Raw genomic sequence first — 13581 nt, forward strand, 5'->3', positions numbered from 1 at the left:
CATGAACATACATTACGGCAGGGTTGAACGCAGGTTTGTGAAAGCATTCTCGTTCATAAGTCCTGTCTTTCATTTCGTCGCCCTGTGAAAGCGAAGGAGGATACACCATGAGTGTAATCGACCATATTTTAGATAAAGCCCTGCGCGGCGAACGCCTGAATTTAGAGGATACCGTTGCTTTGTTCGAATCAGACGAGGTAGAGAAAATCGGTCATGCGGCGAATAAAGTCATGAATCGCATGCATCCGAATCCTGTAAAAACCTTCGTCATTGGACGAAATATTAACTACACGAACGTGTGCGACGTATATTGTCGTTTTTGTGCTTTTTACCGCAGACCGGGTTCAGATGAAGGTTACGTTCTACCGGATGAGGTCATCTTTCAGAAGATCAAGGAAACGCAGGATGTAGGAGGCACCGAGATTCTGATGCAAGGCGGTGTAAATCCGAATCTGCCGTTCAGTTATTATACAGATTTGCTGAAAGCCATTAAGGAGCGTTTTCCTGATATTACGATGCACTCCTTCTCGCCGGCTGAAATTCATAAGATGAAAGAAAAATCCGGCCTTTCCATGGAAGATACCATTCGGGCCATTCATGAGGCTGGACTGGATTCATTGCCAGGTGGAGGCGGAGAGATTTTGGATGATCGCACACGCCGCAAAATCAGTCGTCTCAAAGGCTCGTGGCGTGATTGGATGGATGTGATGCAAACGGCCCACAAGGTGGGTATGAACACGACTGCTACGATGGTTATCGGCTTTGGCGAATTGATGGAGGAGCGAGCGCTGCATTTGCTGCGTGTTCGTGATGCTCAGGACGAATGTATTGAAAATAAATATAATTCTGAAGGATTTTTGGCCTTTAGTCCTTGGACCTTCCAACCAGATAACACAAATCTGAAGAAGGAGCGCCAGACGCCAGAGGAATATTTGAAAACTGTTGCAATCAGTCGCCTTGTATTGGATAACATCAAGCATATTCAGTCCTCGTGGGTAACCATGGGACCCGAAATCGGCAAAAAATCGCTATACTACGGCTGCGATGATTTTGGTAGCACAATGATTGAGGAAAACGTCGTTTCCGCCGCAGGCGCAACGTATAAAGTCAACATCGAGTCCATTTTACAGTTGATCCGCGAGACCGGTCACATTCCGGCACAACGTAATACCCGTTATGATATTATTCGTACTTTTGACAGTGCCAGCAGTATTGAACATGACTTTATTATGCAAAATTAAGAATACATCCGTTCATATTTCGTAATCATTAAAAACGCTTATCTATCATTAATCCGTGTAGAGGGATTATGTAGATAAGCGTTTTTTGAATTGCAGGCAATAAGCAAATGATTAAAGATATTATTTCAAACTAACGTTTCTGACATTTACGATAGAATATACGCTAAAAAAAAGGGGTATACGGATTTTATGGTGGAGACAAAATCAAAATATTTCACTTAAAAATCGGAGAATATGGTGGTATTTTTCTAAAGACTTGATTTGTAGCGATATCTTAGTACAATGGTTTTATGACTAGTCGAAAAATAATAAATGATGAGCTCAGAGTCAAAATATTTAAGGCGTTAGCTGATGAAACAAGATTGGACATCATTCGAGCTCTATACATCAGCAAGAATGAGATGAATTGTGGAGAAGTCGGACACATTCGCGATACTACGAAATCGAATACTTCGTATCACTTGCGTACTTTAAAGGAGGCGAAATTGATCAAGGTACGAAAAGAAGCTCAAGCGAAGTATATGAGCATCGATTTGGAGACATTTCAAACTTACTTACCCGGATTTCTGGATACTTTGTAGAAAGAAATTCTTTTTTTCTTCATTAGTTCAGTAATATTTGAACTATAGAACTAACTACAAAGGGTGAATAGAATGATCAAATTAACTGCTTTATTTTTCCTCATCATGTTTGTTATCGGTACGGATACGTTTTTGATTTCTCCGCTCATCCCTACTCTTCAGAACTTGTTTCATATCCCGACCGAATATTCCGGTTGGATGGTGGGGGCTTATGCTTTAGGTTATGCCATTTTTGCACTGATTGCTGGACCGCTTTCCGATGGATGGGATCGCAAAAAAGTAATGCTTTCCGGCATGGTCTGCTTCTCGGTTTCAACCATGTTATGCGGTTTTGCCACAGGCTTTTGGTCGATGTTCTTCTTCCGTTTTTTAGCCGGAGTCAGCGCAGCATTTACGGCGCCTCAAGTCTGGGCCTCGATCCCTGCTCTGTTTCCAACGTCAAAAATCGCCAAAATATCAGGAATCGTCATGGCAGGCTTGGCTGCTTCCCAAGCGTTCGGCATCCCTATTGGAAGTCTGCTTGCCTCAACCCATTGGTATTATCCTTTTTTTACAATCGGTGCATGTGCATTATTGGTAGCAGTACTCATCTTCTATGCTTTGCCCGAAATGAAACCGAATCAAGGCCAAGAAACCAAGACTCCGATTTTCAGTAGATACATCCCCTTATTGAATAGCCGAATGGCGAGAAAGGCTTTCCTCGCTCATTTCTTATTTCAATGTGGATTCTTTGCTGCCTTTTCTTTCATTGGAAAATGGGTGACGGATCGCTTTCACCTTTCCATTGATCAAGCGGGGTACGTGATGTTTTTTCTTGGTCTCGGGAATATAGTCGGGAGCTTCGGCGGTGCCTATGTGATCAAAACGTTAAACCGTTTCAATACGCTGGTTGTGGGCTTTCTTGTCTCTATCGCATGTTTTATTGTTTTGCCTCACTTGCCATCAGTTGCGGCTTTCGAAAGTGTTTACTTTTTCATATTCGTTAATATGGGGATCGCTTTCCCCCTAATATTGGGAATGCTGAATTCATTAAATCCGACCATCCGCGGCACGATCTCCAGCTTGGCCAATTCAATCATGTACGCTGCGACAACGCTCGGTTCTTGGGTCGCAGGCCTGATTTACGCGACTTTTAACGGTTTTTCCGCCGTAGGCATGTTTGCGGCTATATGCTTTGCCGGTTCGTTGTTATCTTTCATATTCAGCGGTATTTTGACCAGTCACGCGAAAACAAAGAAGGAGTTTGCATCATAAATGCATAGAAGAAATTCATATGGATATTCTAAATCTTTCAAAATTCAACATCCTAAGTATTAGTGAGAATGAATTTGATTTTCTAATACAAGTGGTGACGAACTCTCCACCTTTGGCTTGCCCTCATTGTGGATGTATAGCCAACCTCTACAAACACGATATCAGGGAACAGATCTGTATGGACTTGCCTATTCACGGCAAGCGTGTAGGCCTTCTTATAAAGCGTCAGAGGTATCGCTGTAGAGACTGCAATCGAACCTTTTGGGAACACTTAGACCACACCATAGACGAAAAGCGAAACTGCACCAAACGATTATTGTCTTATATAGAGGAGCAAAGCATTAAACGTACGTTTGTCAGCATATCCGAGGATGTTGGATTGCATGAAAAAACGATACGTAACATCTTTCGTGATTACATCAATCGTCTTAAAGAAACGCATCGATTTGAAACTCCTAATTGGCTTGGGATTGACGAAATACACATTATTAAGCCAAGATGCGTTTTAACCAACATTGAGGAACGTACTTTGTTAGATGTTTTGCCCAATCGTAACAAGGAAACCGTTGTAGGCTACCTCTCACGCCTTCCAAATAGAGGACAAATACGATATGTCACAATGGATATGTGGCAACCGTATAAGGACGCCGTGAGGGCTATATTGCCAAAAGCTCTTATCATCGTCGATAAGTTTCACGTTGTCCGTATGGCAAACCAAGCATTAGAAACCATTCGTAAGCAGCTCCGAGAAGGATTATCGCCAAAAGAACGCCGCGGGCTGATGCACGACCGTTTTATCCTCCTAAAACGCCATATAGCGCTTACAGAGATGGATAAAATTACGCTTGACCTTTGGACAAAGAATCATCCTTCTCTCGGCACTGCTTATGACTTAAAGGAATCATATTTCGATATTTGGGAATGTGATAGCAGACAGACGGCATTCCTTAAATACAACGAATGGAAAGCTAAAATACCAACTGAACTGCAATCCGCTTTTGAACCACTTACAAAGGCTATGAAGAACTGGGAAGAGGAAATATTCGCCTACTTCGACCATCGCATTACAAACGCTTATACGGAGTCTCTAAACAGCCTTATTCGAGTCATTAATCGTTTAAGCAGGGGATACTCTTTTGAGGCCCTAAGAGCCAAAATACTCTTTACAGAGGGACTTAAAAAGCAACGTAAGCCTAAGTACCAGAGGCGGTTTGATAGCTACGATCTACGGGAGGAAAACTTCCCGATGTTTAATATGCCACCTATTGGAGTTGTTCGTGAGCCAGAAGAAATAATCTTGCTGGGAATCGATTTTTCCACCTTGATCGAGAAATTGGAGAAGGGCCAGCTATAAGCCCTTCTCCACCATAAAATCCGAATACCCAAAAAAATAAACAAATAGACATGCGAGTGTGTGATATGCATGTTAAAAGGGGAGATTAAGCCACATAACTAGAGGTGAATTTGATGGGAAACAAGCACAATTGCTTTTTTAGCTTACAAATGACAGGAATGAAAGGTAGACGGATCTTGGGGATGCTTAGCAGCAGCACAAGTGCTATCAAAATGATAAAAGGGAGTGATTTGACCGCAGCAACCACCAGATGAAGCAATGGGGAGGATTTACGAATAGCTGGTTTGGAGTGATGCTCCAGCTCGTGGGAGTCCGTTTCCAACGAGGAAGTGTCAGCATAAGGCATCAAAGAAGAGCCCGCAGTAAATTGCAGGGATTGAGTGGTGTCTTCCGCATGAAACGTCACAGGAAGGGACAAAATCTGAACGAGGCTCAATATGACGACCATACATGTACGCAGTATGTTCAGCATCGTTGACATCTTATCCCCTCCCTCTTGTGAAAAATTCATATTACTATAACCTTAGCATAACCCACCCTAAATATTCAAACGTCTTGCGATTTTTGAAGCCGATTATTCCCATATAAATACGACCTCCTGTTTCCAGTCGTTCACTTCGTATAACCCTACAGAGGCCGCCATATACTGAAAGCAGTGATCGAAAGGAGTGAGCCAATGGAACTGTTTACAGTGTGGACCAATACAGATGGGGAACAGGAAGCCGATCGTTTCTATGAGGTAGTCAAAAGTAGAACCAAGGGACTACATATGTCACGGCGCGGATTTCGATTCACTTTCAGACAGCTGGAAAACAAAGTGGCATGGACCTGCAAGGGCACGGAGAGCAATTCCGAGTTTGAAAGCTTTCTCCCCTGTGTATACAGCATCATGTCTTCAGCGATAGCGGATTATATTATTCAAGTTAAAGAGTGGGAAATGCTTGATCAAATTCTCACTAAAGCCTGTTCGCTGTTGGAAAAAGAGGATACGACCCGAATTCGCAGCATGGTTCACTCCCTCTTAAACGATGATGGCCAAAGAGGGCGTTTAAAGCGCCACGGTAAACTGACCACTCTCCTGGAAAGGGACTTCAAGGAGCTTCGTGTAATGAATTTGGAAGGGCTTATTCAATTCAGGCTGCATGCTTATAAAAAAGAACTTGAAGAAATCGTCGACTTTGCCATGGAGGAATTTTGGGCAGACCGGCAATATGAAGAATTTATGGGGCTGCTCAAATACTTTGTGTTTTTTCAGGAAAGTAAAGTTCCGCTTGTGCATGTGCTTCATCAAGGCGGGCACGATTTTATCATTCTCGATAGCGCTATGGTCCCTTTACCAACTCCCGATACAGATGACATCGTAGTGGAGATGCCGGGAATTGAGCTGGAAATGGAGGTTGAGGATCGAATCGTGAGCACCCTTATTTCAATTTCTCCTGCTTCCATTATATTGCATACACATGATGAGCACACCCCCATTGTTCGAACGCTGCTGCATATTTTTGAAGATAAGGTAAAGCTGAGCAGACTTTATCCAGATCAGGATGTTCAAAAATAATAAAATGTTTGTATAATCCAACGGATTTCTGGAAAGCCTTTGCCTCAAGGGGAGGTTTTTTATGAGATCCATGTTGGTATGGAAACGGATTTTGGGCACTATCCTCATTGCAGGCTGTATGATCCTGCCTGGTAATGAAGTATACGGTCACAAAGAACCGGTCCAGCACAAGAAATGGCAATCAACACCTGTTTTAGCCCCGCCCGAAGAACAGGTCATTACGACCATGACGGTCACGGCAACAGGATATACAGCAGGCTATGAATCCACTGGCAAAAGGCCAAATCATCCCGGTTACGGTATTACGTATTCCGGTGTAAAAGTGCGTCGTGACAAAAACACATTGTCCACGATTGCGGCTGATCCCAAGACGTTTCCCTTGGGCAGCATTTTGTACATTCCAGGTTACGGCTACGGCATTGTGGCAGATACAGGATCAGCGATTAAGGGCAACAAAATTGACTTGTATTTTAAAACAACCCGGCAGGTATACTCCGAATGGGGTAAGAAAGACGTGAATGTTCAAATTATAAAAAAAGGAAGCGGAAAATGTACGGAAAAGATGATACGATCGCTCCAAAAGGCGATAGAAACGCATAAATCCATTCCGAGCTCAACACTGGATGCTTCCATTTAATCCTTGAATATTGTCCTGTCTGACTTCACATAATATGTTGCGGGATGAGCTTATCCCACAAAATTTATTGGGAGGTTAGGAATTATGCCAAATCAAAATCAAGGCGGAAGTTCTTTCACGAACAAAGGATTCAAAGCAAACGTTGGTAACCAGTTTAAAGCGGAATTTGCGCAAGACAATTCGGTAGGTGTTGTTTCTCAAAAGGTGAAGCAGTCTGAACAAAATAAAATTCAAGACAACTTCCAAACACCAAATGAGAAATATGATGAAGAATTTGCGACAGATCAAGGCGGTACAAGCGCAGTAGCGCAAAAAGTACAAAACTCCAGTCGTAGCAAAATTCAAAGCAATGCTCAAACACCGAACCAAAAGTTCGATGAAAACTTTAACACGAAATAAAACAGCATATATAATCGACAATGCCTCGGAACTTTCCGGGGCATTTCGTATGAAGTGAAAATGATTAAATACATATAGGACTAAGGTTTTATCTGCTTTTTAATTTTTTTTAAGGTGGAATTAAGGTTTAAAGTGCAAAATAAAGTCAGTTAAACAACACCACCTTGAAGCACTAGGGTTTGAGAGGAGATATACAATGGACGAATTCAAAAATAATAATTCCGGACGCCGGAACGACAACGATCAGGTTGATGCCGATACAACAACTCGACAGAACGAATCAAATGGTTCCTCATATTATTATTCCTATGGTCCCTTTTCTTCAGTTCAATCGGACGGACAGCGCAAAGAAGGGCAGATGGTGGAGAACGACGTTGAGATTACACCACCGCAGGCGGTAAGATCTTTTCCTCCCTCCTACCATCGAGCCGAACCTGAGCAACAGGATGGTTCAGGACGGAATAATGGCAACTGGCAATTCAAGCCGAATAAGCCCAAGTCGCAGATAAAAACGATTTTCCTGTCTTTTTTTGCCGGAATGCTGGTTATTACAGTATTGATGTATACAGCTGACAGAACCAATATGTTTACACCGGAGACGGCAATGACTTCAGCGGTAGCGGAAAGCGGAGAAACGACTAATTCAGGAACAACGAATTCTACTCCAAGTGCAGTTCCGGCTGTGATGCCTTCAGGTACTGCTGATGTTCAATCCGTGGTAGCCAAGGCAGGGCCGGCTGTTGTCAAAATCGAAACGCTTGCCAAGCAATCCAGTGGTAGTGGCAGACAAAGCAGCCCTTATTTCAATGACCCATTGTACCAATACTTCTTTGGGAATCAATATGGAGATGGCGATGGGAACAGCGGTAGCAGTAATGGAAACGAAGGTAGCAATAGCGGACAACTGACCCCGCTTGGTATTGGTTCCGGTTTTATTTTTGATAAATCAGGTTACATTCTGACTAACAACCATGTTGTTGAAGGTGCAAACGTTGTTCAGGTTACAGTAGAGGGAACCAATAAGCCGTATGAGGCTAAAGTATTGGGCAAAAATGCAGACCTTGATTTGGCGGTACTTAAAATTGACGGTAAAAATAACTTCCCGACAGTAACGCTGGGTAACTCTGATAACGCTAAAGTTGGTGAGTGGATGGTAGCTATCGGCAATCCTGAAGGTTTTGAACATTCGGTAACAGCCGGGGTGCTGAGTGCGAAAGAACGTACAATCACCATTAATAGTGAATCCACTGGAAAACCAACCCAATACAAGCATCTCATTCAGACGGATGCGTCCATTAACCCAGGTAACTCTGGTGGACCGCTGTTGAATTTGCAAGGACAGGTTATTGGTATGAACGTAGCTGTGAGTGCAGACGCACAGGGAATTGGTTTTGCGATTCCGTCCAATACGATTTTGGAAGTTGTCGATAAGCTGAAAAATAATCAGCCGATCCCCAAAGAACCCGTACCTTTCATTGGTGCAAGTCTGTTAAATCTGAGCCCTGAAGTCGCCAAGGAATTGGGTACATCCCTAACCGAAGGTTCGGTTGTGCGCGATATTATTTACAAGTCGCCTGCTTATCAGGCGGATCTGCGTCCTTACGATGTGATTATCGGAGCCAATGGCACGCCTTATAGCACATCTCAAGAGCTGATTGAGTTCATCCAGAAACAAAAGGTAGGTACAGCACTGACACTTAACATCGAACGGGCCGGACAGAAAAAGGACATTCAGCTGAAAATAGGCAACAAAAATGACTTTAGCTCAACTCTTCAACAATAAGCTGATGACTTCTATATAGTGAAGTTGGAACTGGAAACGGAAGGAAGATTCCTTCCGTTTCTTGCTGTATGCGGCGGCAAGGTGCTACATGCGTCTACTCCTGCTACAATAGAGTGAAAAGAAGATGATAAAGGAGTTCGATCGTGTATGCGTTCTACCGTTCTGATTATTGATGACGATGAGAAAATTGTATCCATGCTGCGTAGAGGGTTGGCTTTTGAAGGCTATGAAGTGCTGACGGCCGCCAACGGAGCAGAAGGATTGAATAAAATGCTGACAGCTGAGCCTGATGTTGTCGTGCTGGATGTCATGATGCCGCAGGTGGATGGTTTTGAGGTATGCCGTCGCATGCGCGAGGGCGGAAGCACGGTACCCGTACTGATGCTTACAGCCAAGGACGAGGTGGAGAATCGGGTTAAGGGCTTGGATTTGGGAGCTGACGATTACCTCGTCAAGCCGTTTGCACTTGAGGAGCTGCTGGCACGAGTGAGAGCGCTTTTGCGGCGTAAAACCGAACAACAGGACAATAACGGAAACCGACTTACTTTCGAGGACCTGCAGCTGGATAACGAATCGCGTGAGGTGGTTCGTGGCAGTAAACGTTTGGAGTTGACAGCAAAAGAATTTGAACTGCTCCATTTGTTTATGCAAAACCCAAAACGCGTGCTGTCACGCGATTTGATTATGGACAAAATTTGGGGCTATGACTATAGTGGGGAATCGAATGTGCTGGAGGTGTATATTGCCATGCTGCGACAAAAAACGGAGCAGGATGGCGGTAAACGACTCATTCGCACAATTCGGGGAGCCGGTTATATTTTAAGAGGTGATATGTAATATGTCTATTCGGTGGCGGCTGACAGCTTGGTATTCGAGCATCTTGGCTATAGTGCTTGTCATTTTTGGTCTGGCTATTTACGGACTGGTTTATTATTACACATACAATGAAGTGAACAGCCAGCTTAAGACTCAGACGCCACAGATTAACAAGCAGTTATCGCTATCGCTTACGATCAAAGGTGGATTGTTTGAAGTTCCCAATCTGGATTTGGGCTTAAAGCAGGGACGTGGAATTGATGACTCGCAGCTATATGTACAAATTTATAATTACACGTCAGGGGTAACCAAAACGACTCAAAATATGAAAGACCTCAATATCACCTTTCCGGTGCCAGCTACAGGGGAAGGAGCAATTCAAAATGAGGGAATTCGACGTGTGAGCGTAGATGGGGATTCCTTTATGATTTATCAGCAGCCAATCAAGGCCGCTGACCTGGTAGTTGGAATGCTACAGGTGGGGCAATTCACAGGCTCTCAGGATCGGCTCATGAACAGGCTGCAAAGTGTGCTTGTATACGGTTCGTTATTTGCCTTACTCGCCGCTGCCACCTCAGGCCTCTTTTTGGCACGCAAGTCCATGAAGCCGCTGGTCAAGGTGATTGAGGGAGCAAATCAGATTCAATCCAGTAACGATTTGAGTGTTCGTATTGAATATGACGGACCGGCAGATGAAATTGGGCAGCTCATTGGGACGGTTAATAATATGCTAGGGCGTACAGAGGCGTTTTACAAGGAGCTGGAGGATGCATACGGTGCACAGCGCCGTTTTGTGGCCGATGCTTCCCATGAGCTGCGTACACCGCTTACGACGATTCGCGGCAACGTTGATTTTTTGGTTAAAATGTGGACTACCGAGCCGGGAGAGCGACCGAATATGGATGAAGCGATGATTCGTGAGCTGTCTATGGAGGCGCTGAATGACATGGCCGATGAAGGCCAGCGGATGAGCCGTTTGGTAAGCGATATGCTGTCACTTGCCAGAGCAGATACGGGGAAAACATTCGATAAGAACCCCGTCGCACTGGAACCGCTTGTAAATGAGGTTGCACGTCGTGCTCAATTTCTGGAGCGAACAGCCGAATGGAATGTGGGCGACTTTTCGCTGCTGAATGGCATTTATATGGAAGGCAGCAAGGATTATTTGCAGCAGATGTTATTTATTTTTATTGATAATGCGTTTAAGTATACTCCTGAAGGCACTGTCCGATTTGATGCTATTGTTTATCAGGGGCAGGTGGGTCTGCGGATCAGTGACACAGGCATTGGGATGGACAAGAGTCAGGTTCCCTTTATTTTTGACCGCTTTTACCGGGCAGATGAGTCGCGCGGTGTGACGGAGGGAATCGGTTTGGGACTGTCCATTGCCAAGTGGATTATTGATGAGCACCATGGGTCAGTGGAAGTGGTTACACGCCAAGGAGAAGGAACGACATTTATCATCTGGCTTCCAGTCAGCTTTTCCGCGCCTTTGGAATAAGTTATAATAGGAAGGCAACGACATCATAGAATTGGCCGGTAGAGGCTTGGATGCCCACCGCTACCCCGTTATTGGAGCGGTATACTGTGTCGAAGAAAGCGGGTGCTATTTTTGGATGTACTCAGGATTTCACCCCGGGGTTACTGCTATGGCGTAGTTGATGCCATGGTATTGGCTCGTCAGGCTGCCAGAAACCTGGACTTACCCCGGCCTATTTATATATTGGGCATGATTGTGCATAACAGCCATGTCACCAATTCCTTTGAAGATGAAGGGATTATTACATTGGACGGCCCGAATCGTATGGAGATTTTAAGCCAGGTAGAGAAGGGTACCGTTATTTTTACCGCCCATGGCGTATCCCCTGAGGTTCGCAAGCTGGCGAGAGACAAAGGACTGACTACAGTTGACGCAACGTGTCCGGATGTGACGAAGACCCATGATTTGATTCGTGAGAAGTCATCGGAAGGATACCAGATTATTTATATCGGCAAAAAGGGGCACCCTGAACCGGAGGGAGCTATGGGAGTTGCGCCGGATCATGTCCATCTGATTGAAAAGGAAGAGGAAATTGACACGCTTACGCTGTCTGAGGGCAAAATCCTTATTACAAATCAGACAACCATGAGCCAATGGGACATCAAGCACATTATGAAGAAGCTGCTGGAGAAGTTCCCGGGTGCAGAGATACACAATGAAATCTGTCTGGCAACGCAAGTGCGTCAGGAGGCGGTAGCCGAGCAGGCTGGGCAGGCGGATCTGGTAATCGTTGTCGGTGATCCGCGCAGCAATAACTCCAACAGACTGGCCCAAGTGTCCGAGGAAATCGCAGGCACTACCGCATATCGGATTTCCGATGTAACAGAGCTAAAGAGGGAGTGGCTGGAAGGCGTTACAAAGGTAGCGGTCACATCTGGAGCTTCCACACCTACGCTGATTACAAAAGAGGTCATAACGTATCTGGAGCAGTACGATCCGGCTAATCCCGATACATGGGAGATCCAGCGGACCATTGATATAAAGAAACTGTTGCCTCCTGTACGGGAAAAGTCAAAAACAACGAAATAACAGAGTTTGACCAAAGTCGCTATTCGAGGAATAATACCCGGATAGCCTTTTTTAATTGTTAAGGTAAAGATAACCTGGTAAAGATAAATGGAGTAATAATTAAGTATTGACGAGTAAAGTCAAAACAGGTATAGTTGCTTTAACGAATAAAAGCTTAAAAGCGAACAAGCGTTTAAGTGTCATAATATCATAAGTGATTAATAAAATAAGTTTATAAAGGGGAAGAAAAATATGATCGTTATCGCCGGTGTTCAAACACCTGAAGAACATATCCATGCCATTGTTGAGACTATCGAAAAGGAAGGCTTGCAAGCCCATGTTTCACGCGGATCGGATCGCACGATTATCGGATTGATCGGCAGCGTAGAGCCCAAGCTGGCTGAACACCTGCGCCAAATGAAGGGCGTAGAAAATGTAGTCAAAATATCGAAGTCCTACAAATTGGCGAGCCGTGATTTCCATCCCGAAAATACGGTCATTTCCATTAACGGTGTAAATATCGGCGGGGGCGAGCTTGTGATTATGGGTGGCCCATGTGCTGTTGAGTCTGCTACGCAGATTGACGAGATTGCCGCATTGGTTAAAGCTGCGGGTGCACAAGTCCTTCGTGGAGGTGCTTTTAAGCCGCGTACGGGGCCTTACAGCTTCCAGGGTACTGGTGTAGAAGGCTTGATCATGATGGCCGAAGCGGGCAAAAAACACGATCTTCTGACCATCACAGAGGTCATGACACCAGAATACGTGGACATCTGTGCGGAATATGCGGATATTCTGCAAGTAGGTACACGTAACATGCAAAACTTCGATTTGCTGCGTAAGCTGGGGACCTGTGGAAAGCCAGTGCTGCTTAAACGCGGTTTCAGCTCCACTTATGACGAGTTCCTGAATGCTGCCGAGTACATCTTGGCAGGCGGTAACCCAAATGTTATGCTGTGTGAGCGCGGTATTCGCACATTCGAAACCTACACCAGAAATACGCTGGATTTGTCCGCAATTCCTGTTTTGCAACAGTTGAGCCATCTGCCGGTTATTTCCGATCCAAGCCATGGCACAGGACGTCGTGAGCTGGTTGTTCCTATGACGAAAGCTTCGGTGGCTGCTGGTGCTGACGGATTGATTATTGAGATGCATACAGATCCCGACAACTCGATGACAGGCGACGGCGTGCAATCCCTGTTCCCTGATCAATTTGCGGATTTGCTGAAAGATTTGGAATTGCTGGCTCCTGCAGTAGGCAAAACATTCCATACCCCTAGTACTGTTTCCTAAAACGAATACTTAACATCATTGCATAAAAGTTTTGCCGCATTGCAGTAACAAGATTAAAATCGCTTAAAAGCCCGATGTTTCGGGCTTTTTGTGCTATTTAAATGTTATCAAGGGCGTAAG

At 44.6% G+C, this 13581-nt stretch carries 13 protein-coding genes; 12 read left to right on the top strand and 1 reads right to left on the bottom strand.

Annotated features, from left to right (window positions below):
* Window positions 1-107 precede the first annotated feature (107 nt).
* From mqnC to GCU48_RS18670, 4 genes are all read left to right on the top strand, one after another.
* Window positions 108-1241: a cyclic dehypoxanthinyl futalosine synthase gene (gene mqnC, locus GCU48_RS18655; RefSeq protein ID WP_152381039.1), complete on the top strand. Its 1134-nt coding sequence runs from the start codon at window positions 108-110 to the stop codon at window positions 1239-1241.
* Window positions 1242-1531: 290 nt separating this feature from the next.
* A complete protein-coding gene (locus GCU48_RS18660) occupies window positions 1532-1822 on the top strand; it encodes an ArsR/SmtB family transcription factor (RefSeq protein WP_152381040.1) in 291 nt (96 codons plus the stop codon).
* A 72-nt stretch (window positions 1823-1894) separates the two neighbouring features.
* On the top strand, window positions 1895-3076 hold the full coding sequence (locus tag GCU48_RS18665; protein WP_152381041.1) for an MFS transporter: 1182 nt from the start codon (window positions 1895-1897) through the stop codon (window positions 3074-3076).
* A gap of 19 nt (window positions 3077-3095) precedes the next feature.
* Window positions 3096-4430 (top strand): ISL3 family transposase, encoded by a 1335-nt coding sequence (locus GCU48_RS18670; protein WP_152381042.1) that lies wholly within the window; start codon window positions 3096-3098, stop codon window positions 4428-4430.
* Window positions 4431-4515: 85 nt separating this feature from the next.
* On the opposite strand, the gene GCU48_RS18675 is transcribed toward GCU48_RS18670, so the two are convergent.
* Entirely contained in the window at window positions 4516-4911 is a 396-nt protein-coding gene (locus tag GCU48_RS18675) for a hypothetical protein (protein ID WP_152381043.1), read from the bottom strand.
* A gap of 195 nt (window positions 4912-5106) precedes the next feature.
* Here GCU48_RS18675 and GCU48_RS18680 point away from each other — a divergent pair, with 195 nt between their 5' ends.
* The 8 genes from GCU48_RS18680 (at window position 5107) to aroF (ending at window position 13461) form a co-directional block, all read left to right on the top strand.
* On the top strand, window positions 5107-5988 hold the full coding sequence (locus GCU48_RS18680; RefSeq protein WP_025720537.1) for a putative sporulation protein YtxC: 882 nt from the start codon (window positions 5107-5109) through the stop codon (window positions 5986-5988).
* Window positions 5989-6049: 61 nt separating this feature from the next.
* On the top strand, window positions 6050-6625 hold the full coding sequence (locus tag GCU48_RS18685; protein WP_152381044.1) for a 3D domain-containing protein: 576 nt from the start codon (window positions 6050-6052) through the stop codon (window positions 6623-6625).
* A gap of 84 nt (window positions 6626-6709) precedes the next feature.
* On the top strand, window positions 6710-7024 hold the full coding sequence (locus GCU48_RS18690; protein ID WP_152381045.1) for a hypothetical protein: 315 nt from the start codon (window positions 6710-6712) through the stop codon (window positions 7022-7024).
* A 196-nt stretch (window positions 7025-7220) separates the two neighbouring features.
* Window positions 7221-8807 (top strand): S1C family serine protease, encoded by a 1587-nt coding sequence (locus tag GCU48_RS18695; protein ID WP_152381046.1) that lies wholly within the window; start codon window positions 7221-7223, stop codon window positions 8805-8807.
* 147 nt (window positions 8808-8954) lie between these two features.
* Complete coding sequence (locus GCU48_RS18700) at window positions 8955-9644, top strand: response regulator transcription factor (protein ID WP_152381047.1); 690 nt, start codon at window positions 8955-8957, stop codon at window positions 9642-9644.
* A 1-nt stretch (window position 9645) separates the two neighbouring features.
* On the top strand, window positions 9646-11124 hold the full coding sequence (locus GCU48_RS18705; RefSeq protein ID WP_152381048.1) for a sensor histidine kinase: 1479 nt from the start codon (window positions 9646-9648) through the stop codon (window positions 11122-11124).
* Between the two features lie 111 nt (window positions 11125-11235).
* Complete coding sequence (locus GCU48_RS18710) at window positions 11236-12192, top strand: 4-hydroxy-3-methylbut-2-enyl diphosphate reductase (protein WP_152381049.1); 957 nt, start codon at window positions 11236-11238, stop codon at window positions 12190-12192.
* A 231-nt stretch (window positions 12193-12423) separates the two neighbouring features.
* Entirely contained in the window at window positions 12424-13461 is a 1038-nt protein-coding gene (gene aroF, locus GCU48_RS18715) for a 3-deoxy-7-phosphoheptulonate synthase (protein ID WP_025720550.1), read from the top strand.
* The last annotated feature ends 120 nt before the right edge of the window (window positions 13462-13581 follow it).

The organism is Paenibacillus brasilensis, from assembly GCF_009363115.1.
GTDB classification, from domain to species: domain Bacteria; phylum Bacillota; class Bacilli; order Paenibacillales; family Paenibacillaceae; genus Paenibacillus; species Paenibacillus brasilensis.

Bases quoted from the DNA above. Each gene is read 5' to 3' on its own strand.
- mqnC (WP_152381039.1), top strand. From the start codon at position 108: ATGAGTGTAATCGACCATATTTTAGATAAAGCCCTGCGCGGCGAACGC.
- GCU48_RS18660 (WP_152381040.1), top strand. From the start codon at position 1,532: ATGACTAGTCGAAAAATAATAAATGATGAGCTCAGAGTCAAAATATTT.
- GCU48_RS18665 (WP_152381041.1), top strand. From the start codon at position 1,895: ATGATCAAATTAACTGCTTTATTTTTCCTCATCATGTTTGTTATCGGT.
- GCU48_RS18670 (WP_152381042.1), top strand. From the start codon at position 3,096: ATGGATATTCTAAATCTTTCAAAATTCAACATCCTAAGTATTAGTGAG.
- GCU48_RS18675 (WP_152381043.1), bottom strand. From the start codon at position 4,911: ATGTCAACGATGCTGAACATACTGCGTACATGTATGGTCGTCATATTG.
- GCU48_RS18680 (WP_025720537.1), top strand. From the start codon at position 5,107: ATGGAACTGTTTACAGTGTGGACCAATACAGATGGGGAACAGGAAGCC.
- GCU48_RS18685 (WP_152381044.1), top strand. From the start codon at position 6,050: ATGAGATCCATGTTGGTATGGAAACGGATTTTGGGCACTATCCTCATT.
- GCU48_RS18690 (WP_152381045.1), top strand. From the start codon at position 6,710: ATGCCAAATCAAAATCAAGGCGGAAGTTCTTTCACGAACAAAGGATTC.
- GCU48_RS18695 (WP_152381046.1), top strand. From the start codon at position 7,221: ATGGACGAATTCAAAAATAATAATTCCGGACGCCGGAACGACAACGAT.
- GCU48_RS18700 (WP_152381047.1), top strand. From the start codon at position 8,955: ATGCGTTCTACCGTTCTGATTATTGATGACGATGAGAAAATTGTATCC.
- GCU48_RS18705 (WP_152381048.1), top strand. From the start codon at position 9,646: ATGTCTATTCGGTGGCGGCTGACAGCTTGGTATTCGAGCATCTTGGCT.
- aroF (WP_025720550.1), top strand. From the start codon at position 12,424: ATGATCGTTATCGCCGGTGTTCAAACACCTGAAGAACATATCCATGCC.